This window comes from Amycolatopsis balhimycina FH 1894 (genome assembly GCF_000384295.1).
Lineage (GTDB): Bacteria > Actinomycetota > Actinomycetes > Mycobacteriales > Pseudonocardiaceae > Amycolatopsis > Amycolatopsis balhimycina.
Genome location: NZ_KB913037.1, coordinates 10,203,678 through 10,224,136 on the forward strand (window position 1 = coordinate 10,203,678; position 20,459 = coordinate 10,224,136).

At 72.0% G+C, this 20,459-nt stretch carries 15 protein-coding genes; 11 read left to right on the top strand and 4 right to left on the bottom strand.

Translation table 11 applies throughout. The annotated features are described in order from the left end of the window. The first annotated feature begins 318 nt into the window (after positions 1-318). The 5 genes from A3CE_RS0147020 to A3CE_RS0147040 all read left to right on the top strand — a co-directional run bounded on the left by A3CE_RS0147020 (position 319) and on the right by A3CE_RS0147040 (position 7,112). On the top strand, positions 319-1,062 hold the full coding sequence (locus tag A3CE_RS0147020) for a FadR/GntR family transcriptional regulator (protein ID WP_245589736.1): 744 nt from the start codon (positions 319-321) through the stop codon (positions 1,060-1,062). 107 nt (positions 1,063-1,169) lie between these two features. Then, positions 1,170-2,543: an RICIN domain-containing protein gene (locus tag A3CE_RS0147025; protein WP_020647087.1), complete on the top strand. Its 1,374-nt coding sequence runs from the start codon at positions 1,170-1,172 to the stop codon at positions 2,541-2,543. A gap of 4 nt (positions 2,544-2,547) precedes the next feature. Continuing rightward, a complete protein-coding gene (locus A3CE_RS0147030; protein WP_026469553.1) occupies positions 2,548-3,579 on the top strand; it encodes a LacI family DNA-binding transcriptional regulator in 1,032 nt (343 codons plus the stop codon). A 36-nt stretch (positions 3,580-3,615) separates the two neighbouring features. Further along, on the top strand, positions 3,616-5,073 hold the full coding sequence (locus A3CE_RS0147035) for an arabinofuranosidase catalytic domain-containing protein (RefSeq protein WP_245589737.1): 1,458 nt from the start codon (positions 3,616-3,618) through the stop codon (positions 5,071-5,073). Between the two features lie 191 nt (positions 5,074-5,264). After that, entirely contained in the window at positions 5,265-7,112 is a 1,848-nt protein-coding gene (locus tag A3CE_RS0147040) for an RICIN domain-containing protein (protein WP_020647090.1), read from the top strand. Between the two features lie 165 nt (positions 7,113-7,277). On the opposite strand, the gene A3CE_RS57140 is transcribed toward A3CE_RS0147040, so the two are convergent. Genes A3CE_RS57140 through A3CE_RS0147060 form a run of 4 tightly spaced genes read right to left on the bottom strand, consistent with a single transcriptional unit; the run spans position 7,278 to position 12,198 of the window. Next, positions 7,278-9,296: a glycosyltransferase gene (locus A3CE_RS57140; protein ID WP_020647091.1), complete on the bottom strand. Its 2,019-nt coding sequence runs from the start codon at positions 9,294-9,296 to the stop codon at positions 7,278-7,280. Further along, complete coding sequence (locus A3CE_RS53870) at positions 9,290-9,982, bottom strand: DUF998 domain-containing protein (protein ID WP_020647092.1); 693 nt, start codon at positions 9,980-9,982, stop codon at positions 9,290-9,292. The genes A3CE_RS57140 and A3CE_RS53870 overlap by 7 nt, the downstream gene beginning before the upstream one ends. Positions 9,983-10,015: 33 nt before the next feature. Then, positions 10,016-11,509 carry a sensor histidine kinase gene (locus tag A3CE_RS0147055; protein WP_020647093.1) on the bottom strand — a complete coding sequence of 498 codons (1,494 nt, stop codon included), beginning with the start codon at positions 11,507-11,509 and terminating at the stop codon, positions 10,016-10,018. Further along, the gene (locus tag A3CE_RS0147060; protein WP_020647094.1) at positions 11,506-12,198 is read right to left on the bottom strand and encodes a response regulator transcription factor; all 693 of its coding nucleotides are present in this window, start codon (positions 12,196-12,198) and stop codon (positions 11,506-11,508) included. The genes A3CE_RS0147055 and A3CE_RS0147060 overlap by 4 nt, the downstream gene beginning before the upstream one ends. A 141-nt stretch (positions 12,199-12,339) precedes the next feature. Here A3CE_RS0147060 and A3CE_RS0147065 point away from each other — a divergent pair, with 141 nt between their 5' ends. From A3CE_RS0147065 to A3CE_RS0147095, 6 genes are all read left to right on the top strand, one after another. Next, a complete protein-coding gene (locus A3CE_RS0147065) occupies positions 12,340-12,777 on the top strand; it encodes a YdeI/OmpD-associated family protein (protein WP_020647095.1) in 438 nt (145 codons plus the stop codon). Positions 12,778-13,181: 404 nt separating this feature from the next. After that, entirely contained in the window at positions 13,182-13,532 is a 351-nt protein-coding gene (locus A3CE_RS0147075; RefSeq protein WP_020647097.1) for a UBP-type zinc finger domain-containing protein, read from the top strand. Between the two features lie 90 nt (positions 13,533-13,622). Then, positions 13,623-16,760: a family 78 glycoside hydrolase catalytic domain gene (locus A3CE_RS0147080; protein WP_125591412.1), complete on the top strand. Its 3,138-nt coding sequence runs from the start codon at positions 13,623-13,625 to the stop codon at positions 16,758-16,760. A gap of 16 nt (positions 16,761-16,776) precedes the next feature. Beyond that, positions 16,777-18,516, top strand: coding sequence for a GDSL-type esterase/lipase family protein (locus tag A3CE_RS0147085; RefSeq protein WP_020647099.1), 1,740 nt, complete (start codon positions 16,777-16,779; stop codon positions 18,514-18,516). A gap of 152 nt (positions 18,517-18,668) precedes the next feature. Then, positions 18,669-19,607, top strand: a complete 939-nt coding sequence (locus A3CE_RS0147090; protein ID WP_020647100.1) for an ABC transporter ATP-binding protein — start codon at positions 18,669-18,671, stop codon at positions 19,605-19,607. Further along, positions 19,604-20,428, top strand: a complete 825-nt coding sequence (locus A3CE_RS0147095) for an ABC transporter permease (RefSeq protein ID WP_020647101.1) — start codon at positions 19,604-19,606, stop codon at positions 20,426-20,428. Before A3CE_RS0147090 ends, A3CE_RS0147095 begins: the two co-directional genes overlap by 4 nt. The last annotated feature ends 31 nt before the right edge of the window (positions 20,429-20,459 follow it).

Below are 20,459 nucleotides of genomic sequence, written 5' to 3' on the forward strand. Positions count from 1 at the left end.
GCTCCACTTCGTCGTGGCACCCGCCGGGAAAGCCGGCCGGGCGGACCGGTGCAGGATGTGTCTGACTCATTCGACGCGGCCGGTCCGGGTCGGCGATCGAAAGTTTCGAAGCCGCAGACGGGGTTTTCCCTTGCGTACTCGGTGATCCATGAGAACAGCGAGGCTGCCCGGCGTCAAGCCGTGGGCATGCCTATTGCTCCGTCCCGGGGTCCGCGCCGCCGCCTGCGATGTAATTTTCACTTCGTCCCGACAAAGATTGACGAGATGCCGCCGTGGCGAGGTAAGGTGCTCGCCGGGCCACTAAGTCATACTCATAATGTGACCCGTAACGAGGAAGTAGCACCGCCTGTCCCGTATCGCCCCGGCTACGAGGTGGTGGCCGAGCAGATCCTCCGGCTGATCGCCGAGCTGGATCTGCGGCCCGGCGACCGGATGCCGACCGAGAACGAGCTGGCGGCGCGGATGGGAACCAGCCGGACCGTGGTGCGAGAGGCCGTCAAGATCCTCTCGGCGATCGGCCGGGTGCGAGCGCACAAAGGACGTGGGCTGTATGTCTCCGACGACGAGGGCATGCTCGGCGGTTCCCGCTGGGGGAGCTTCTTCCTTCCGGCCGATCTCGACCACGTCTACATGCTCTTCGAGTTCCGCCGGATCCAGGAAACCGCGGCCAGCAGGCTCGCGGCGGCCAACGCCACCCCCGCCGAGCTGCGCGCGATCGAGGCCGCCGCCGAGACCTGCCGGCACGGTCACCTGACCGGTGAGTCCGTGCTCTTCGACCGGGGCGACGACGACTTCCACGCCGGGATCGCCGCCGCTTCGCACAACCAGTTCCTCGTCACGGCCGTGCGCGAGGCCCGCCGTCTGCAACGGCAGTCGAACATCATCGGGATGTCCGGCGCGATCGGCGGGCACGCGTCCGAGGCCATCGACGAGCACGACGCGATCTACCGGGCGATCCGTGACGGCGACCCGGACGCGGCGGCCCACGCCGCCGCCGTCCATCTGGACAACACCCTGGAGGACTACCGCCGGGAGATCCAGCGCCGCCTCTTCGGCCGATAATCGCACCCCGAATCCCGCGAGTCCCCTCCGGCGATCCGGGGTGCGAGTCCACTGTGGACGACACCCCTGAAGGACAACGATGTTCGATCACCAGAGGGAGCCGTGTGATGGTGAATCATAGATCCCTGTTCGCGTCGGTCGCGCTCGGAGCCGTGCTCGCGCTGAGCATGAGCGGCACTGCGCAGGCCGGCAGTTCGATTGCGCCGACTGTGGCGTCACCGGCGGCCGCGGCCGCCGGGACCGCGGGCTGCGGCAAAGCGCCGGGGCTGGCGAGTGGCAACCACACGATTTCGAGCGGCGGCCAGAACCGCAGCTACATCCTGCGGGTCCCGAACAACTACGACAACAACCACTCCTACCGCCTGTTCGTCGGCCTGCACTGGCGCGGCGGGACCGCGAACGACGTCGACTCGGGCGGGACCGACGGCTACAACTGGTCCTACTACGGGCTCCGGCGGCTGGCTGACAACGCGAACAACAGCACGATCTTCGTGGCACCGCAGGGCAATGGCAACGGCTGGGCCAACCCCGGCGGCCAGGACGTCACCTTCATCGACGACCTGCTGAAGCAGCTCGAGGCCGCTCTGTGCGTCGACACCTCGCAGGTCTTCGCCGGCGGGTTCAGCTACGGCGCCGGCATGAGCTACGCGCTCGCCTGCGCCCGGCCGACGGTCTTCCGCGCGGTCGCCGTCTACTCCGGCGCGAACCTCAGCGGGTGCAGCGGCGGCACCCAGCCCGTCGCGTACATCGGCATGCACGGCATCGGGGACAACGTCCTGCCCATCGCCTCCGGCCGCCAGCTGCGCGACCAGTTCGTCCGCAACAACGGCTGTACCCCGCAGAATCCGCCGGAGCCGTCGAGCGGGAGCCGGACGCACATCGTCACCGCCTACTCCGGCTGCCGGGCCGGGTACCCGGTCGTCTGGGCCGCCTTCGACGGCGGGCACGACCCGGGTCCGAAGGACGGCGGCGGCAGCGGCTGGCAGACCTGGACCTCGGGCGAGGTGTGGAAGTTCATCACGCAGTTCGGCCCGTCCACCCCGCCGCCACCGCCGGTCCAGACCGGCGTGAACTACAAGCTGACGGCCCAGCACAGCGGCAAGCTCGTGGAGATCACCGGCTCGTCCACGGCGGCCGGCGCGCTGATCGAGCAGATGTCGGCCACCGGCGGGCTCAACCAGCAGTTCGACTTCGTCGACACCGGTGACGGCTACTACTGGATCCGGGCCCGGAACAGCGGCCTGGTGCTCCAGGCGGCGAACGCGAACAGCGGTGCGGACATCAGCCAGCAGCCGCAGGCGGCGAACTCGGCCCAGCAGTGGCGGGTGGTCGACCAGGGCGACGGCTCGGTGAGCCTGGTGAACCGGCTGAGCGGCCTGGCGCTGGACGTGTGGGGAGTCTCGACCGCCGACGGCGCGCGGATTTCCCAGTGGACGTTCACCGGCAACCCCAACCAGCGGTTCCAGCTCCAGCGAGCCTGAGCCCGTGTCCACGACTGAGTCCCCCCGGCTGCTCCGCCCCACGTTGGCCGACGTGGCGCGGGCGGCCGGGGTGTCGACGGCGACCGCTTCCCGCGTGCTCAACGGCTTTCCGCGGGTGAGCCCGCAGCGGCGCAAGCAGGTCGAGTCCGCGATGCTGGCGCTGGGCTACGCCCGGCAACGGGCGGCGCGCGCGACGACCTCGCGGCAGACCGGTTCGATCGCGCTGGTCGTGTGCGAGGAAGTGCCGCGGTTGTTCACCGATCCGTACTTCCCGCGGATCGCCGCGGGGGTCGGCCGGGAGCTGACGGCGGTGGGCCTGCAGCTCGTGCTGCTCACCGTCCCGGCGACGGACGACTACCAGGAGCCGGTCCTGCGTTACCTCGACGGCGGGCACGTCGACGGCGCGCTGGTCGTCGGCATGCACGGCAGGCGGCCGCTCGACGTCGGCTGGCTCGGCATTCCGGTGGTGTTCGGCGGCCGGCCGGTCCAGGCGGGCCGCTCGGACCGGCTGTCGTACGTGGACGCCGACAACCAGGGCGGTGCGCGGCTGGCGACCCAGCGGCTGCTCGACGGGGGACGGCAGACCGTGGCGACCATCGCCGGGCCGCAGGACATGACCGCGGGCGTGGACCGCCTGCTCGGGTACCGGCAGGCGGTCGCGCGGGCCGGCCGGTACGACGACGGCCTCGTGGTGTTCGGCGACTTCGGGCAGGCGTCCGGGGACTACGCCACGTCCCGGCTGCTGAGCCGCCGTCCGGACGTCGACGGGATCTTCGCCGCCTCCGACATGATGGCGGTCGGCGCGTTGCGCGCGCTCCGCCGGGCGGGCCGGAAGGTCCCCGAGGACGTCGCCGTCGTCGGGTTCGACGACCTGCCGATCAGCAGCTGGACGGATCCGCCGCTCACCACCGTGCGGCAGCCGGTGGAGGAAATGGGCGCGCGGATGACCGGCGAGCTGCTGGCGCTGATCGACGGCTCGCCCGCGCGCCGGTGCACCGTGCTCGACACCCAGCTCGTACCACGCAAGTCGGCCTGATCAATCCTTTGTGGACGGACAACTCGAGGAGGAGCCTTGACCGTTCGTGTGATCGTCATGGTGGCCGCGATGGTGCTGGCGGTGCTGACCGGCGCGGTGCCGGCCTCGGCGGCGCCGGCACCGCTGGTGAGCCAGGCGTCGGGCCGGTGCCTGAACGTGCGGGGCGGTACCGACACGGCGGGAACGCCGTTGGAGATCCAGGTCTGCGGCGGCCAGGCCGGGCAGGCCTACGAGTTCACCGCGGCCGGCGAGCTGCGGACGATGAACGGCACCCGGTGTGTGGACGCCTACGGCAACCAGACGTCGAACGGGACGGCCGTGATCATCTGGTCGTGCAACGGCCAGGCGAACCAGCAGTGGCGGCAGAACGCCGACGGCACGATCACCGGCGTCCAGTCGGGGCTCTGCCTGGACGTGACCGGCGGCGGCACGGCCGACGGCACCGCGGTGATCCTCTGGACCTGCCACGGCCAGAGCAACCAGAAGTGGAGCGCCGGGACGACCCCGCCACCGCCGCCACCGCCGAGCGGCACGGCGCCGTGCGACATCTACGCGTCGGGTGGCACGCCGTGCGTCGCCGCGCACAGCACGGCGCGGGCCCTCTACGGCACCTACGCCGGCAACCTCTACCAGGTCCGGCGTTCGTCCGACAACACGACCAGGAACATCGCCGTCCAGGCGGCGGGCGGGACGGCCGACGCGGCCGCCCAGGACTCGTTCTGCACCGGCACGACCTGTGTCATCACGGTGGTCTACGACCAGTCCGGGCGCGGGAACGACCTCTGGTACCAGGGATCGAGCGTGGTGCCGGGGTCCAGCCAGAGCAGCCCGGCGAAGGCGACGTCGGAGTCCCTCACGGTCGGCGGCGCGAAGGCGTACTCGCTGTACATCAATCCCGGCAACAGCTATTGGCGGGACGGGCACCTGACCGGTGTGCCGACCGGCAGCGCGCCGGAAGGCATGTACATGGTGACCAGCGGGACGCACGTCAACAGCGGCTGCTGCTTCGACTACGGCAACAGCGAGACGACGAGGAAGGCCGACGCCGCCGGGGCGATGGACGCGATCAACTTCGGCACGGAGTGCTGGTTCGGCGGCTGCCAGGGATCGGGCCCGTGGGTGCAGGCCGACCTCGAGTGGGGGCTGTACCCCGGTGGCAGCCAGTCCTGGAACCCGAACCAGCGAGCGCTGCCCAGCAAGTTCGTCACGGCGATGCTGAAGAACAACGGCACGTCCCGGTTCGCGCTCAAGGGCAGCAACGCCCAGTCGGGCAGCCTCACGACGATGTGGGACGGCGGCCTCCCCGGCGGCTACAGCCCGATGAAGAAGCAGGGAGCCATCATCCTGGGCAGCGGCGGTGACTGCTGCAAGCCCGGTGGCGGGGCCAACCTGAGCGCGGGGACGTTCTACGAAGGGGCGATGGTCGCGGGCTACCCCTCGGACGCGACCGAGAACGCGGTGCAGGCGAACGTCGTCGCCGCCGGCTACCGCTGAGCCGGCGCGGCACACCGAAGGGGGCCTTCCGCGAGGGAGGCCCCCTTCTCGCACGTCCATCCTCGGCGAACCGGTTCGCCTCCGTTTGGCCTATTGTCGGTGAATTGCCTGCAGCGTACGTTCCTTGGTGGTCGAACCGGTTCGATGACCCGGGATCGTCCCCCGCACGTCCACCGCCAAAGGAGTCGTCTGTGGACCTCTCGCGTCAGCGGCCGCGCGTCCGCCGTGGCCTGGCCGCCCTCATGATCACGGGAGCACTGACCGGTGCCTCCACCGTGGCTCTCTCCGAGCCGGCCCGGGCCGCGGACGAGTCGGTCTCGGTCGACTTCTCCCTCGCCGGCGGCTCGCCGTCCTACCGCGCTTCCGGCTGGATCTACGGCATGACCGAGGACGCTTCGGCACCGGCCGACCACTTCTTCCGCGACGTGAAGTTCCAGGCGATGCGGGCCGGTGGCGCGCAGCTGGACAGCCCGGGCGGCTGGGTGTCCGGCAAGTACGACCGGCGGTGGAACGCCACCCGCGCCCAGCTGCTGCGCACCCGCTCGCTCGGTGGCCAGTTCGTCCTGCTCGTGCACGACCTCTGGGGCGCGGACGGCTACCCGATCTCGCGGTTCCCCGGCGACAACGGCGACTGGACCGACTACGACAGCTTCCTCACCCGCCTGATCAACGACGTGCGGGCCACCGGCGCCCCGGTGGAGTGGGACATCTGGAACGAGCCCAACATCTCGCTGTTCTGGAACCGGCCGCAGAGCCAGTACTTCGCCATGTGGCAGCGTGCGTACCAGCGCATCCGGGCGGCGTTCCCGGGGCAGCCGATCGTCGGCCCGAGCCTCGCCGGCGTCCCGTCGACGTCGGCGAGCTGGTGGACGCAGTACCTCGACTTCGTCCGCGGTGCCGGCGTGGTTCCGGACATCGTGAGCTGGCACTCCCTGCCGGGTGATCCGGTGGCCAACGTCGCCGCGGCCGACGCGTCCCTCGGCTCGCGCGGCATCCCGCATCCGCGTCCGTACCAGATCAACGAGTACGGGGCGTCGAACGAGCAGAACCCCGGCGACGGCTCGTGGTACATCGCCCGGCTGGAGCGGGCCGGCGCCGACGGGCTGCGCGCGAACTGGGCGAGCGGCGGGAACCTGCACAACGACCTCGCCAACCTGCTCGTCCACAACTCCGCGGGCCAGTACCAGCCCAAGGGCGAGTGGTGGGTGTACCGGTTCTACGGCTCGCAGACCGGCGCAATCGTGGCGACCACGCCCAGCGGGTCGTACGACCCGTTCGCCACGAAGGCGACTGGGGTCGCGAAGGTCCTGGTCGGTGGCGGCGGCACGACCGGCACCGTCGCGGTGGCCCTGCGGCGCCTGGACACCACCGCGGGGATCGTCCAGAACAACCAGGTCCGGGTGCTCGTCCAGCGGATCCCGTACAACGGCGGCGCCGCGGTCGCCGGCCCGGTGACCGTCCAGAACTCGGTGGTGAACGTCTCCGGCGGCGCGGTGACCGTCAACGTCCCGCACACCAACGTCGACGACAGCTACACGATCACGCTGCTCCCGCCGGGGGACGCCGGGTTCCAGTCCGTCGCCGTCGCCCAGCACTCCCAGCAGTGCCTGGACAACACGGACCTGAGCACCGCCGACGGCAACCGGCAGCAGCAGTTCTCCTGCGAGGGCGGTGACCAGCAGCAGTGGAACTTCCGCCCGGTACCCGGCGTCGCGGGCACCTACACGCTCACCAACCAGCAGTCGGGCAAATGCCTCGAGGTGGCGGGCGCGTCGACCGCCGACGCGGCGGCCGTCCAGCAGGGGAGCTGTTCGGACGGCGCCCAGAACCAGCAGTTCACCCTGCGCAAGGTGACCTACGGCGGCAACGACTCCCACGACTACCAGCTCGCCGCGCGGCACAGCGGAAAGTGCGTCGACGTGAACGGCGCCTCCACCGCCGCGCGGGCGCAGCTGATCCAGTGGCCGTGCCGGGCGGTCAGCCAGGGCAGCCCGCTCAACCAGACCTGGCGCCTGTGGGGGATCGCTCCGGCCGGCTGACGGCCCTCGGTCCGGCTTCCTGACGAAGTTCGTGAAGGCCACCTTGAGGAACTTCAAGTTCCTCAAGGTGGCCTTCACGAACGCACCTGCCGTGCGCCCGGAACTGGGCGATGATCCGCTCGTTTCAGCGGGCCGGTGTGATGACCTCGGCTGCTATGGCGTGCTTCACTTTCCGGACGAGAGAGCGGGGATGACCGGGTGGGTGGCGATGTCGGCGTAGACCCCTTCGAACTGGTCCAATGTGGACTCCAGGTCGTGCGCGCCGATCAGGTCGAGGCTGGCCTTGCCCATGGCCGTCCTGGTCCGCTCGTCGGTCAGGACGGCGGTGAGCAGCCTGGCCAGCTCCGCCGGGTCGCCGGGTGGGTAGAGCCAGCCGTTGCGTCCCGGGTGCACGAGGTGGGGGAGGGCCATCGCGTCCGCGGCCACGACGGGCTTGCCGGCCGCCATCGCCTCCATGGTCACCAGGCTCTGCAGCTCGGCGGTGCCCGGCATGCAGAACACGGCGCACCGCCGGTAGGCCCGGACCAGGTCCTCGTCCGGGACGAACCCGTGGAAGGTGACCCGGTCCGCGATGCCCAGCCGCGCGGCCTGCGCCTCCAGCCGGGCGCGTTCGCTGCCGTCGCCGACGAGCTCCACCCGCACGTGCGGTGGCAGCATGACGGCGGCTTCGAGCAGTTCGTGGACGTTCTTCTCCGCGTCCAGCCTGCCCACGAACAACACCGACGGCGCGGCGGCGGGTTCCGTCGGCGGGCCCGCGTAGTGCGCGCGGTCGATCCCACAGGAGATCGCCATCACCGGCCGGTTGAGGCCGTTCTGTTCGAGCAGCTGGGCCGCGCGGGGAGTCGGGGTCGTGCAGACCGTGGCCCGGCCGAAGATCCGCACGAGGTCGTGCCACGCCAGCCGGGCGAGGGGGCGGTGGGTCCAGCGGGGCAGCGGACCGTAGCCCAGCAGGTTCTCCGGCATGAAGTGGTTGGTGGCGACCACGGGGATGTTCCGTGCCGCGGTCGCGGCCCGCACCGCGCTGCGGCCGATCAGGAAGTGGGCCTGGGTGTGCACGACGTCGGGGTCGATCCCGGCGAGCAACGCGGGCACGGCCTTGGCGGTGCGCCACGGCGGGCAGATCCGGAACGTCGGGTGGAACGGCGTGCGCACGGAACCGATCCGGTGGACCGTCACCCCGCCCGCCGTCTCGGTGAACGTCTCGCCGGTGGGCGACGGGCAGACGACGTGCACCTCGTTCCCGCGGCCGGCCAGCCCGGACGCGAGCCGGTAGGCGAAGTTGGCCGCACCGTTCACGTCCGGCGGGTAGGTGTCCGCGGTGATCGCGACGCGTAACGGGCCCTCGCGACGCGGACGGCGAACCGAAGCGGTTTCCGCGGGCGCCGGTACCTCGCGGGCCAGGAGCAGCAGCCCAGCCACGGCGACGACGCCGGGCACGGCGATGCCGGCCAGCCGGCCCGGTGTCATCTCGCCGTAGGCGAAGACGCCGATGAGGACCGCGCTCAGCGGGTCGGCGATCGTGGTCGCGCCGGCCACGACCGGGGCGGGGCCACTGGCGTAGGCCTGGTGCAGCAGCCACGCCCCGGCGAGGGTCGCCGCCCCCGCCTCGGCGACCACGACGGCGGCGGTCGCGCCGGTGAGCGGGGCGACCGCCGCCGCCCGGACGAGCGCCGAGGTGAACCCGAAGAGCACGGCGGTCGCGAGCGCGAGGAGCAGGCACCGGGCACGGCCCCGGGTGAACCGGGCCGCCACGGCCAGACCCGCCGCGGCGAGCACGGCCCACTGCGCGGTCCCGAGGCCGGGCGCCGGCAGAGCGGTGTTCGTCGCCATCGCCGACAGTGCGACGAACCCCGCCACACCGGTCACGCTCATCGCCAGCGCGGCGAGCACCGCCCGGGTCAGCACGGTCCTCGCGAGGAACACCGTGAGCACGAGGGTGAGCACGCCGATCGGCTGCACCACGGCCAGCGGCGCCATGGTGAGCGCGAGGACGTGCAGGGCGGCGCCGAGCCCGGCGAGCCCGATCCCGGCGTACCAGCCGGGCGTGCGCAGGATCGTCCGGAGCCCGGCCGGTCCGAGCTCCGGGCTCGTGGTCGCCCCGCGGACGGCCTGGTGTTGCAAGTGGACGGTGGCGGCGAAGCAGCACGCACCGGCGGCCGCGAGACCGATGGCCAGTGTCAGCATGATTTCCTCTCGGAACGCAGGACGGCGAGGGCCGGCTCGCCGAGCAGGACGAGGTAGACGACGAACACGAGCCGTTCGGTGAGCCCCTGGAACAGCGGGCCGTCGAAGGCGCGAGACGGTGCGAGGAGCACCGGCAGCTGGCTCAGCAGGAACACCGCGAGCGCGCCCCAGGCCCAGCGGGTCTGCCGCCGGATCCGCCCGGCGAGGCGGCGGTGTGCCGGGTGGGCCGCCGCGCTCCGGGCGAAGAGCCCGGCCGCGGCCGGCAGGCTGACGAACAGCACCAGGCCCGCGTAGCGGTGGACCTCGGCGGAGAACGTCATCGGCGCGCCCGTGGGCGTGGTGGGGAAGAAGGCGCAGAGCGTCAGCCCGGCACACCAGCAGCACCCCAGCGCCACCATCGGCCGGGTGACCGGCAGCCCGGCCCGGGACAGCCCGGCCGGCAGGCACCCGGTGCCCGCCGCCATCGTCAGGACGCAGACGGCGAAGCCGGTGGTGTCACCGGACAGGACGTAGTCGCTGATCACCTGCCGGATCGGATCGACCTCGGCCGCCTGCGCGACGTGCAGGACGAGCGCGGTGACCACGGACAGGCCGAAGCACACGAGCGCGGCGATGGCCCACGCGCCCGCGTTGCCTCGCCGGAGGGGCACGGACTCGGGACGGGCCCGGGATTCGACGGAGTACACGATTCGAATCTCGGGCCCGCGAATGAAAGAACTTTAAGAACCACCGCCGAGCCGGTTAAGAAAAGCCGAGGGCACCCGCACTTTGAGTTCCGCGCCGCCGCCCGGCGCCGCACCGGCCACCACACTGCCCTCGTGCGCCTCGACGATCTGCGCCACGATCGCCAGCCCCAGGCCGGAGCCGGGCATGGACCGGGCGGCGGTGGCCCGGTAGAAGCGCTCGAAGACCTTCGGCCGGTCCTGCTCGCTGATCCCCGGTCCTTCGTCGGCGACCGTCAGCTCGGCGAACCCGTCCGCCGCCGACAGCCGCACCTGGACGGTCCCGCCGGGCGGGCTCCACTTCGCGGCGTTGTCCAGCAGGTTCAGCACCACGCGGGACAACCCGCCCGGCCGGCCGGACATCGCGGCGGGCACGGCCGAAACGGCGAAGACGACCTGGGGCCACCGGGCGCGGGCGCGGATGACAGCGCCGGCGACGACGTCGGCCAGGTCCAGGGGCTCGAACGGCTCCGGGTCGGTGTTCTCCGCGGCCAGTTCGACCAGCTCGGCCGTGAGGGTGGTCAGCTCCTCGGCCTGGACCCCGAGATCCCGCAGCAGCCGGGTCCGGTCGTCCGGCGAGAGCACTTTGCCGGACGCACGCTGCTGTTCGGCGTAGGTGAGCAGCTCGACGTTGGTGCGCAGGCTGGTCAACGGCGTCCGCAGCTCGTGGCCCGCGTCCTGCACGAGCTGCTGCTGGGCGGCCCTCGACGCGGCGAGCGCGGTCAGCATCCGGTTGAACGCGGTGGCGAGCCGGGCGATCTCGTCGCGGCCGTCCGCCGGGATCCAGCTGTCCAGGTCCTGAGTCCTGGCCACCTCCTCCACGGCACCGGTGAGCCGGTGGACCGGCCGCAGGCCCGCCCGCGCGACGCCCCAGCCGACCACGCCCGCGAGGGCGGCGCCGGCGAACCCGATCCAGGTGAGCAGGGTCCGGAGATCGTCGAGGGTGCTCTCGATGCCGACGACCCGGCCGGCGACCTGGACCGCGCCACCGGCCCGGGGAGTCGTGCTCACCCGGTAGATCGTCTCGTCGCCCGGCCCGGCGTCGGCGAGGTCCAGGCCGCTCCCGGTCGCCGCGATCCGGACGGCGGGCGAGCTCACCGGCCCCAGCCACGCCGAGCCGGCGCTGCTCGACACCGGGTGCCCGGCGCTGTCGAGGAACCGGACGACGACGGGCGGCGGCGGGCCCGCCATGCCGAGCAGCTGCGTGATTTCCGGTGACAGGTCGTTGTCCCACCAGTTGCTCGGCAGCTCGTCGGCGGCGTGCACGATGCGCAGCGCCGCCTCGGGAGTGGCCGCCCGCGAGGCCGCGCCGGTGTCGGCGCTCAGCTGGAGATCCATGTTGGCGTACATCCGGCCGTGCATCAGCCACCAGCCCGCCAGCGACACGACGATCACCGCGAGCGCGACCCCGAACGCGGACAGCAGCCCGACCCGCGCGCGCAGGCTGAACTTCCGCCGTGCGATGACGCGCAGCCGGTCGGCCGGCCTCACAGCGGCTCCTCCCGCAGGACGTAGCCGACGCCGCGGACGGTGTGCAGGAGCCGGCCGGCGCCGTCCGCTTCCAGCTTCTTGCGCAGGTAGCCGAGGTAGACGTCGAGGCTGTTGGAGCTGCTCCCGAAGTCGAAGCCCCAGACGTGTTCGAAGAGGACGGACCGGGTGAGCACCTGCCGCGGGTGGCGCAGGAACAGCTCGAGGATCGCGAACTCGGTGCGGGTGAGCCGGATCTGCCGGCCCGCGCGGACGACCTCCCGGGTGGCCGGGTCCAGCGTGAGGTCGCCGAACATCAGCTCCGCCGGGGACTCGGGCGTGACGGCCTCGTACCGCGCGCGCCGGAGCAGCGCCCGGACCCGGGCGAGCAACTCCTGGAGGGCGAACGGCTTGGCGAGGTAGTCGTCCGCGCCGGCGTCGAGGCCCGCGACCCGCGCGGTGACGTCCTGGCGGGCGGTGAGCATCAGCACCGGCACGAGGTTCCCGTCCGCGCGCAGCCGCCGGCAGGCTTCCAGGCCGTCGAGCACCGGCATGGTGACGTCGAGGATGACCCCGTCCGGGCCGCTTTCCCGGATGACTTCCAGCGCCTCCTGCCCGTCCTTCGCGATCTTCACCGCGTACCCCTCGAACCGGAGCGTCCGCGACAACGAGTCGCACACCGCGTCCTCGTCGTCCGCGATCACGATCAGCACCCCACCACCTCCGATGCCGATTGTCCGGTGAGCGCGGCGGCGCGGCCAGGCGGGCTTTTAAGAAACGGCTAAGAACGCTGTCCGGACACCGTCGGCGGCGCTGTCTGTAGTCTCGGTGCGTCTGTACAAGGGAGAAGCGCGATGAAGGTGCGTACGACGATCGAGCTCGGCGGCAAGACCGCGACCGGTTTCGCCGTCCCCGACGAGGTGGTCGACGGCCTCGCCTCGGGGAGGAGGCCGGCGGTGAAGGTGACCATCAACGGGTTCACGTACCGGACGACCGTGGCCCGGATGGGCGATCGCTTCATGATCCCGTTGAGCGCCGACAACCGCGCGGGCTGTGGGGTGGCGGCGGGTGACGAGGTCGACGTGCGGATCGAGCTGGACACCGAACCCCGGATCGTGGCGGTTCCCGGGGACTTCGCGGACGCGCTCGACCAAGCCGGGATCCGGCCGGTGTTCGACAGGATGTCCTACACGCACCGGAAGGAATGGGTGCGCTCGATCGAGGAAGCCAAATCGGAGGCGACCCGCCGGCGCCGGATCGGCAAGGCGGTCGACGCGATCAAGGCGAAGTGATCACCGCGATCCGGTCGTGATGATGGCCGCGCCCGGCTGGACCGAACTGCTGCGCGACGAGGAGATCGCCGCGCCGGCCACGGTCGCGGCCAACGGCTCGCCGTCGGGGTCGGTCACGCACATCGCTGCCGACGGCGCACCGGAGGGCACCGAGGCCGTCGTCCTCGACCGCGCAAAATCTGACTTGGCGGGGTCGGGCACGAGTACGGCTGCGGCACCCCGCTGGGCAGCACCTGACGCTTCCGCCTGGTCCAAGCGGGCGCTTGAGCCGCGCGCCGCGCGTCGGCGCAGGGCCTCGACCTCGATGAACTCCGGCGGTCAACCGCACCGGCTCCGGGAGGGCCGTAGCCTCTTGATGAAGGCGCGGGCCGTCGTCGCGCGGGAGACCGAGCAAAGGAGTGCGTATGCAAGGAATCGATCCCTCGGTACCGCCGAGCGGCACGGGGTGCGCGGACTGCGAGGCCGCGGACCCGGCCGGCTGGTGGTTCCACCTCCGGCGCTGTGCGGAATGCGGCCACGTCGGGTGCTGCGACTCCTCGCCCAGCCAGCACGCCAGCGCCCACGCCACCGGTACCGGACACCGGATGGCGCGCAGCTTCGAGCCCGGCGAAGAGTGGTTCTGGGACTACGACGAACAAGTGCTGTACGAATCCGGCCCCGAGCTCGCCGGTCCCGAGCATCGCCCGCTCACCCAGGCCGTGCCGGGGCCGGCCGGGCGCGTGCCCGAGGACTGGACCCAGCACCTGCACCAATAACCCCGATTCTTGTCTCGTTGGCAGCCTGTTCGGGCTGCCAGTTCGGTGCTATTCTGGCTTGAAACGTTTCAACAATGAGGTGGAGCGTTCATGTCCGGATATCGCGTGCTGCTCGCCGTCCTGTCCGCCTTTCTCTTGCTGCCGCCCGGGAACGCCGTCGCGTCCGAACCGACGGTGCAGGTCTTCGATCTGCGCGTCGACAACGTTGTCAATCCCCTGTCCGCGAGCGCCACCCCGTCGCTGAGCTGGAAACTGCGCTCCGCGCGCCCGGGCGAACGGCAGACGGCGTACCGGATCCTCGTGGCGAGCAGTCCCCGGCTGCTCGCCGAACACCGGGCCGACGTCTGGGACAGCGGCCGCGTCGCGAGCGCGGACTCGGTCGCCGTGCCCTACCGCGGGCCCGCCGGTGCCGCCGGGAAACGGAACTACTGGACCGTCGAAGTGTGGGGTACCCGCGGGGTTGCTCCGGCCGAAGCCGGCACGGCGTGGTGGGAGACCGGGGCCGGCTGGGCCGGCGCGCAGTGGATCACACCGGACACCGGTGATGCCTACGCCTGGCAGGACTTCGTCCTGGACGTCGACTTCACGATCAAGGCCGCAGCCGCGAGCGTGGTCTTCCGGGCCGCCGGCCCCGACGACTTCCTGATGTGGCAGGTGAACGCGGCCACGACACCGGGCAAGGTGCTGCTGCGGCCGCACGTGAAGAGTCACGGCTCGTTCGCGCTCCTCGGGGAGACCGACCTCGGCGCGGTGATCACCCCGCAGACCGTCAACGCGCCCCACCAGCTGCGGATCGAAGCGCGGGGGACCACTGTCGTCACGAAGATCGACGGCACCGAGGTGGACTCCCGGCCGGTCGACGCGGTCCGCGTGGGCACGATCGGGTTCCGCACGTCGGTCAGCCAGGGCACGGCCGAGGCCGCCGCCTACGACAACCTGACCGTGCACAGCCTCGACGGCGCACCGCTGTTTTCCGACGACTTTTCGTCCACACCGGACGCCCGGTTCCCGGGGGCCACGGTCACCGACGGGAAGCTCGAACCCCAGGGCGACCCGCTGCTGCTCGCGCAGTCGCCGGACGCGCCGTTGCTGCGCCACGAGTTCGTCCTGGACAAGCCCGTCGCCAGCGCCCGCGCGTACGTCTACGGCCTCGGCTTCTACGAACTGCACCTCAACGGCGGCAAGGTCGGCGACCAGGTGCTGTCGCCGGGGAGCACGCCGTACGACCGGCGCGCCCTCTACGACTCCTTCGACGTGACGGCGCAAGTCCACAAAGGATCGAATGCCGCCGGGCTGTGGCTGGGCAACGGGTACGGGCCGCGCTTCAGCCAGTACGGGTTCCGCTGGACCGGGCCGAAGCAGGGGATCGCCGCGCTGGTCGTCACCTTCGCGGACGGGACCCGGCGGACGATCACGACCGATGATTCCTGGCGCTGGTCGGACGGCCCGGTGACGGCCAACGACCTCTACACGGGGGAAAGCTACGACGCCCGGCTGGCGCAGGACGGCTGGGACCGGCCGGGCTTCGACGATTCGGCCTGGCACCCCGTCCGGGCCGCGGCCGCCCCCGGCGCGTCGCTCACCGGCTCGACCGCGCCGCCGATCCGGGTGGTCCGCACCATCCGGCCCGTGGCCGTGAAGCAGCCGCGCCCGGGGGTGTACGTCTACGACTTCGGGGAGAACTTCGCCGGCTGGGCGCAGCTGCGCGTCGCCGGGACGCCCGGCACGACCGTCCGGATGCGCACGGCGGAAGAGCCGACCGCCGACGGGATGCTCGACACCGCCACCAACCGCAACGCCGCGTCCACCGACTCCTACACTCTCGGCGCCGCACCCGGTGTCCAGGTCTACGAGCCCCGGTTCACCTACCACGGCTTCCGCTACCTCGAGCTCACCGGCTACCCCGGGAAACCCGACCTCGGCAGCGTCGCCGGCCGGGTCGTGCACGCCGACGTCGCCGCCACCGGGCACGTCGAAACCTCCGACCCGCTGCTGAACGCGATCTGGGCGAACAACCGCCGGGCGGTCCTGAACAACTCGATGAGCCTGCCCACCGACAACCCCGTCCGCGACGAGCGGACGCCGCCGGGCATGGACGTGCAGGCCTACCACGACGCGTCCGTCCTCGACTTCGGCATGGATTCCTTCTACGGCAAGTACCTGCTCGACCTGCCGCCCGGGACGGCGTTGCCCAGCGACGACGGGAACGCGCAGCTGCCGGACATGGGCGGCGGCTCGGTCGACCTGGCCTGGTCGCTCTACGAGCAGTACGGCGACCGCACGCGGCTGGCGGCGGCCTACCCGGCGATGAAGTCCTTTGTGGACACCAACGCGGCCGCCTATCCCGGCCTCATCTGGCCGGAGGACCGCGGATTCGGCGACTGGTGCCCGCCCGACCGGAGCCCGAACGCCAATGGGGGACAGGGAAACCCGTCCGCCGGCGCGTGCTTCAGCGAACGCTCATTGGTCAACACCGCGTTGTCCTACCGGCAGGCCGACGACGTCGCGAAAGCCGCGCGGGCACTGGGAAATCCCGGCGACGCGGCGCACTTCGCGGACCTGGCGGCCGCGATCGCCGCCGCGTTCAACGCGCACTTCCTCGACGCAGCCGGCACCACCTACGGCGACGGCCGTCAGACGACCAGCGTCCTCCCGCTGGCCTTCGGGATCGTGCCGCCGGACAAGGTGGCCGGAGTCGGCGCGAAGCTCGCCGACACGATCCTCACCAAGGACGGCGGGCACCTCGACACGGGCATCTTCGGCACCCGGTACCTGCCCGAGGCCCTCGCCAGGGCCGGCCGGATCGACGTCGCCTTGACCGTGCTCCGGCAGAAGACCTACCCGGGCTTCGGGTACGAGATCGTCCGTGGGGCGACGACGCCGTGGGAGCAGTGGACGTACGAGTCCGGCATGGAAACCCACGACCACGCGATGTTCGCCGGGATCAACGCCGCCTTCTACACGCAGTTCGCCGGGATCACGCCGGCGGCGCCGGGGTACGCGGCGATCGCGATCGCCCCGCAGGTGCCCGCCGGGCTCGGGCACGTCGCGGCGTCGATCGACACGGTCCGCGGGCCGGTCGCGTCCGGGTGGACGCAGACCGGCTGCCGCTTCGACCTGACCGTCACCGTGCCCGTCAACACGACGGCCACGGTCACGCTGCCCACCGGGAAGCGGATCGCGGTCGGCTCCGGCACCTCGAAGTTCACCGCCCACCACTGCGTTTGACCTCCGGGAGGACGTCTTGAAGCCGATCCTGCTCGCCGCACTGCTGGCCGCCGGTCTCCTCGTCCCGGCCGGGACGGCGGACGCCGCCGTCACCTACCCCGGCCTCGCCGCCGCCTTCGACAACGCGAGCACCAGCCCGGCCGCGTCGCCGGCCGCCGCGGACATCGACGGCTTCGGGCACAGCCTCGTCGCCGAAGACCTCACCGCCGCGGGCTGGGACCGCGGCCGGGTCGTCACCGTCGACGGCGCGCAGCTGCGGCTGCCCGCCGCCGCACCGGGGACGCCGGACAACGTCGTCGCCGACGGCCAGCGCGTCCGCGGCCGCTTCACCGGCGCGGCGCTGTCCTTTCTCGTGACGAGCACCGGCGCCGGAACCGAAGGCACCGGGCAGCTCGAGTACGCCGACGGGCACGTCCAGGACTTCCGGCTGGGCGCGCCCGACTGGATCGTCGGGCCGAGCAGCCGGCTGACCGTGGCGTTCCCGCACTGGAACACCCCGGACGGCCCGGGTGCGGTCCCCGCCAAGCTCTACACCGTCTCGGTCCCGCTCGACGCTAGCGTCCCGGTCACCGCCGTCACCCTGCCGAAGACCGGCTCGGGCGGCCGGCTGCACGTCTTTTCGCTCGGCACCCGGCCTGCGGCCGGTCCCTGGACGGCGACCTGGGCCACGGCGACGGACGACGGGCTCGCCGCCGGGCCGTGGACCGAGCGGACCCTGCGGATGGTCGAGCACACCAGCCGCGGTGGCACCCAGGTGCGGATCCGGCTGGACAACGCCTACGACCCCGGGCCGCTGACCGTCGGCCACGCGACCATCGCGGTCCGGAGCGTCGGCGCGGTTCCGGTCCGCACGCCGGTGACGCTCACCTTCGGCGGGCGGCGCGAAGCCGCGCTGCCCGCGGGCGGCCAGGCGGTCAGCGACCCGCTGCCGTTCTCCGTGCCCGCCGGCGCGGACCTGCTGGCGAGCCTGTACCTGAAGGGCACCGTCACCAATGCGCCCCTGCACAGCGTCGCCCTGCAGGAGATGTACACGACGGCCGACGGCACCGGGGACCACGCGGGCGACGGCGTCGCGTTCCCGACGGCGGGCACGTTCGGCTTCTGGACGATCCTGTCCGGGATCGACCTGACCGGCCCGGGCGGCACCGGCACCGTCGTCGCGTTCGGCGACTCCATCACCGACGGCTGGTCGTCCACTCCGAACACGAACAGCCGGTGGCCGGACTTCCTGGCCCGGCGCCTGCCGGGCCGCGCCGTCGTCAACGAAGGCATCTCCGGCAACCGGATCCTGCAGGACGCCTTCAGCGGCCTCCCCGACGGCCGGACAGCCGGCGTCAACGCACTGGCCCGGCTGAACCACGACCTGATCAGCCAGACCGGGGTGCGGACGGCGATCGTCCTCGAAGGCATCAACGACATCAACAGCGGCACGAGCGCCGAGGATGTCATCGCCGGGCTGAAGGAGATCGCCGCCGAGCTGCACGCCGCCCACGTCCGGGTGCTCGCCGGCACGCTCATCCCGATCAAGGGGTGCAGCTGCAGCAGCGACGCGCACATGGCGGCGCGCAACCAGGTCAACGCCTTCATCCGCGGCAACGGCGGGGTGTTCGACGGCTGGGCCGACTTCGACGCCGCCGTCCGCGACCCGGCGGATCCGGAGACGATGCGTGCCGTCTACGACTCCGGTGACCACCTCCACCCGAGTGACGCGGGCTACGCCGCCATGGCCGCGGCCGTCCCGCCCGGCCGGCTGTGAACGTCCACTTCGGAGCGGGCGGGTGGTACCGCGGTACCACCCGCCCGCCGAAGTTCGTCCGGCGGTACCACGGATCGCGCCGGTCCCGCTTCTAGCGTGGGGGACGAGACGGGCCGGGGATGTCCGGCCCGCGGGACCACAGGGGACGAGCGATGATCGAGGCACACCAGCTCACGAAACGGTACGGGGAGAAAACCGCGGTCGACCACCTGGACTTCACCGTCCGGCCGGGGACCGTCACCGGCTTCCTGGGCCCGAACGGCGCGGGCAAGTCCACCACGATGCGGATGGTCATCGGGCTGGACGCCCCGACCGGTGGCACCGTCCGCGTCAACGGCCGCCGCTACGACCGGCACGCCGCCCCGCTGCAGGAGGTCGGGGCGCTGCTGGAGGCCAAGTCGATCCACCCCGGCCGGTCCGCGTTCGACCACCTGCTGGCCCAGGCCCACACCCACGGGATCCCGCGACGGCGGGTGGCCGAGGTGATCGAGCTGACCGGGCTGCAGTCCGTGGCGAAGAAGCGGGCCGGCGGGTTCTCCCTCGGCATGGGCCAGCGCCTGGGCATCGCCGCCGCGCTGCTGGGCGACCCGGCGACGGTGATGCTCGACGAGCCGGTCAACGGCCTGGACCCCGAGGGCGTCCTCTGGATCCGCAACCTGCTCACCGGGCTCGCCGCCGACGGGCGCACGGTCTTCGTGTCCTCGCACCTGATGTCCGAGATGGCGCTGGTCGCGGAGCACCTCGTCGTCGTCGGCCGCGGCCGGCTGCTCGCCGACACCACCGTGGCCGACCTGGTCCGCGAGGCCGGCGGCGACACGGTGAAGGTGGCCACCGCCGACCCGGCCCGGCTGCGCGAGGTCCTGGCCGGACCGGGCGTCGAGATCACCGGCCAGGCCGGCTCCGAAGAACTGCAGGTGACCGGTCTGTCCGCGCGGGCAATCGGGATCAAGGCCGCCCAGCACGGCGTCGCGCTGTTCGAACTCACCGCGCGGACGGTCTCCCTGGAGCAGGCGTTCATGGACCTGACCAGGGACGCCGTCGAGTACCACGGCACCACCACGAACGTCGAGACGATCCGGAGCGCCGCATGAGCACCGTTGTCGAGTCCCCGGCCGGTGTCGAGCAGCCGGTCCGCCCGGCCTACCGGGTGACCGGGCCCCGGGTCCTGCGCTCGGAGTGGACGAAACTGTGGTCGCTGCGCTCCACGTGGATCACCCTCGGCCTCGGCCTGGTGTTCCTGGTCGCCTTCGGCCTGATCGCGGCCGCGCAGTTCAAGTCCCGGCCGATGGACGAGGACTTCGCCCACGCGACCGCCGTCAGCCTGGCGCTGTTCGGCCTGAACTTCGCGCAGCTGGCGCTGGGCGTCCTGGGCGTGCTGGTCACCGCCGGCGAGTACTCCACCGGAATGATCCGCTCGACGCTGGCCGCGGTCCCACGCCGCCTCCCGGTGCTGTGGTCCAAGTCGGCGGTGTTCGGCCTGGTCGCCCTGGTGGCCGGCCTCGTCGGCGCGTTCATCACCTTCGTGATCGCCGGCGGCATCGTCTCCGGTACGCCCGCGGCGATGACGCTCGCGGACGCGGGCGTGGTGCGCAGCCTGTTGGGCGCGGGCCTCTACCTGGGCCTGGTCGGCGTGATCGGGACCGCACTGGGCGCGCTGCTGCGCTCGGTCGCGGGCGGCATCGCGATGCTGGTCGGGGCCCTGATGCTGATCCCCGGCCTGATGTCGCTGCTCCCGGCGAGCTGGCAGAACAACATCGGCCCGTACCTGCCCAGCAACGCCGGCCAGGCCATGTTCGCCCTGACCCACGACAGCACCTCGTTGTCACCCACGGCCGGGCTGGTCGTGTCCCTGGGCTGGACCGTGCTGGCACTGGCCGGGGCGGCCTACCGGCTCAAGCGGACCGACGCCTGAACACGGCGGGGCACCGCCGGGCTTTTTCGTC

What these genes read in the sequence shown, in the direction of transcription:
- A3CE_RS0147090 (WP_020647100.1), top strand. Translation starts at nt 18,669, where the DNA reads ATGATCGAGGCACACCAGCTCACGAAACGGTACGGGGAGAAAACCGCG.
- A3CE_RS0147065 (WP_020647095.1), top strand. Translation starts at nt 12,340, where the DNA reads ATGAAGGTGCGTACGACGATCGAGCTCGGCGGCAAGACCGCGACCGGT.
- A3CE_RS0147080 (WP_125591412.1), top strand. Translation starts at nt 13,623, where the DNA reads ATGTCCGGATATCGCGTGCTGCTCGCCGTCCTGTCCGCCTTTCTCTTG.
- A3CE_RS0147025 (WP_020647087.1), top strand. Translation starts at nt 1,170, where the DNA reads ATGGTGAATCATAGATCCCTGTTCGCGTCGGTCGCGCTCGGAGCCGTG.
- A3CE_RS0147095 (WP_020647101.1), top strand. Translation starts at nt 19,604, where the DNA reads ATGAGCACCGTTGTCGAGTCCCCGGCCGGTGTCGAGCAGCCGGTCCGC.
- A3CE_RS0147075 (WP_020647097.1), top strand. Translation starts at nt 13,182, where the DNA reads ATGCAAGGAATCGATCCCTCGGTACCGCCGAGCGGCACGGGGTGCGCG.
- A3CE_RS57140 (WP_020647091.1), bottom strand. Translation starts at nt 9,296, where the DNA reads ATGCTGACACTGGCCATCGGTCTCGCGGCCGCCGGTGCGTGCTGCTTC.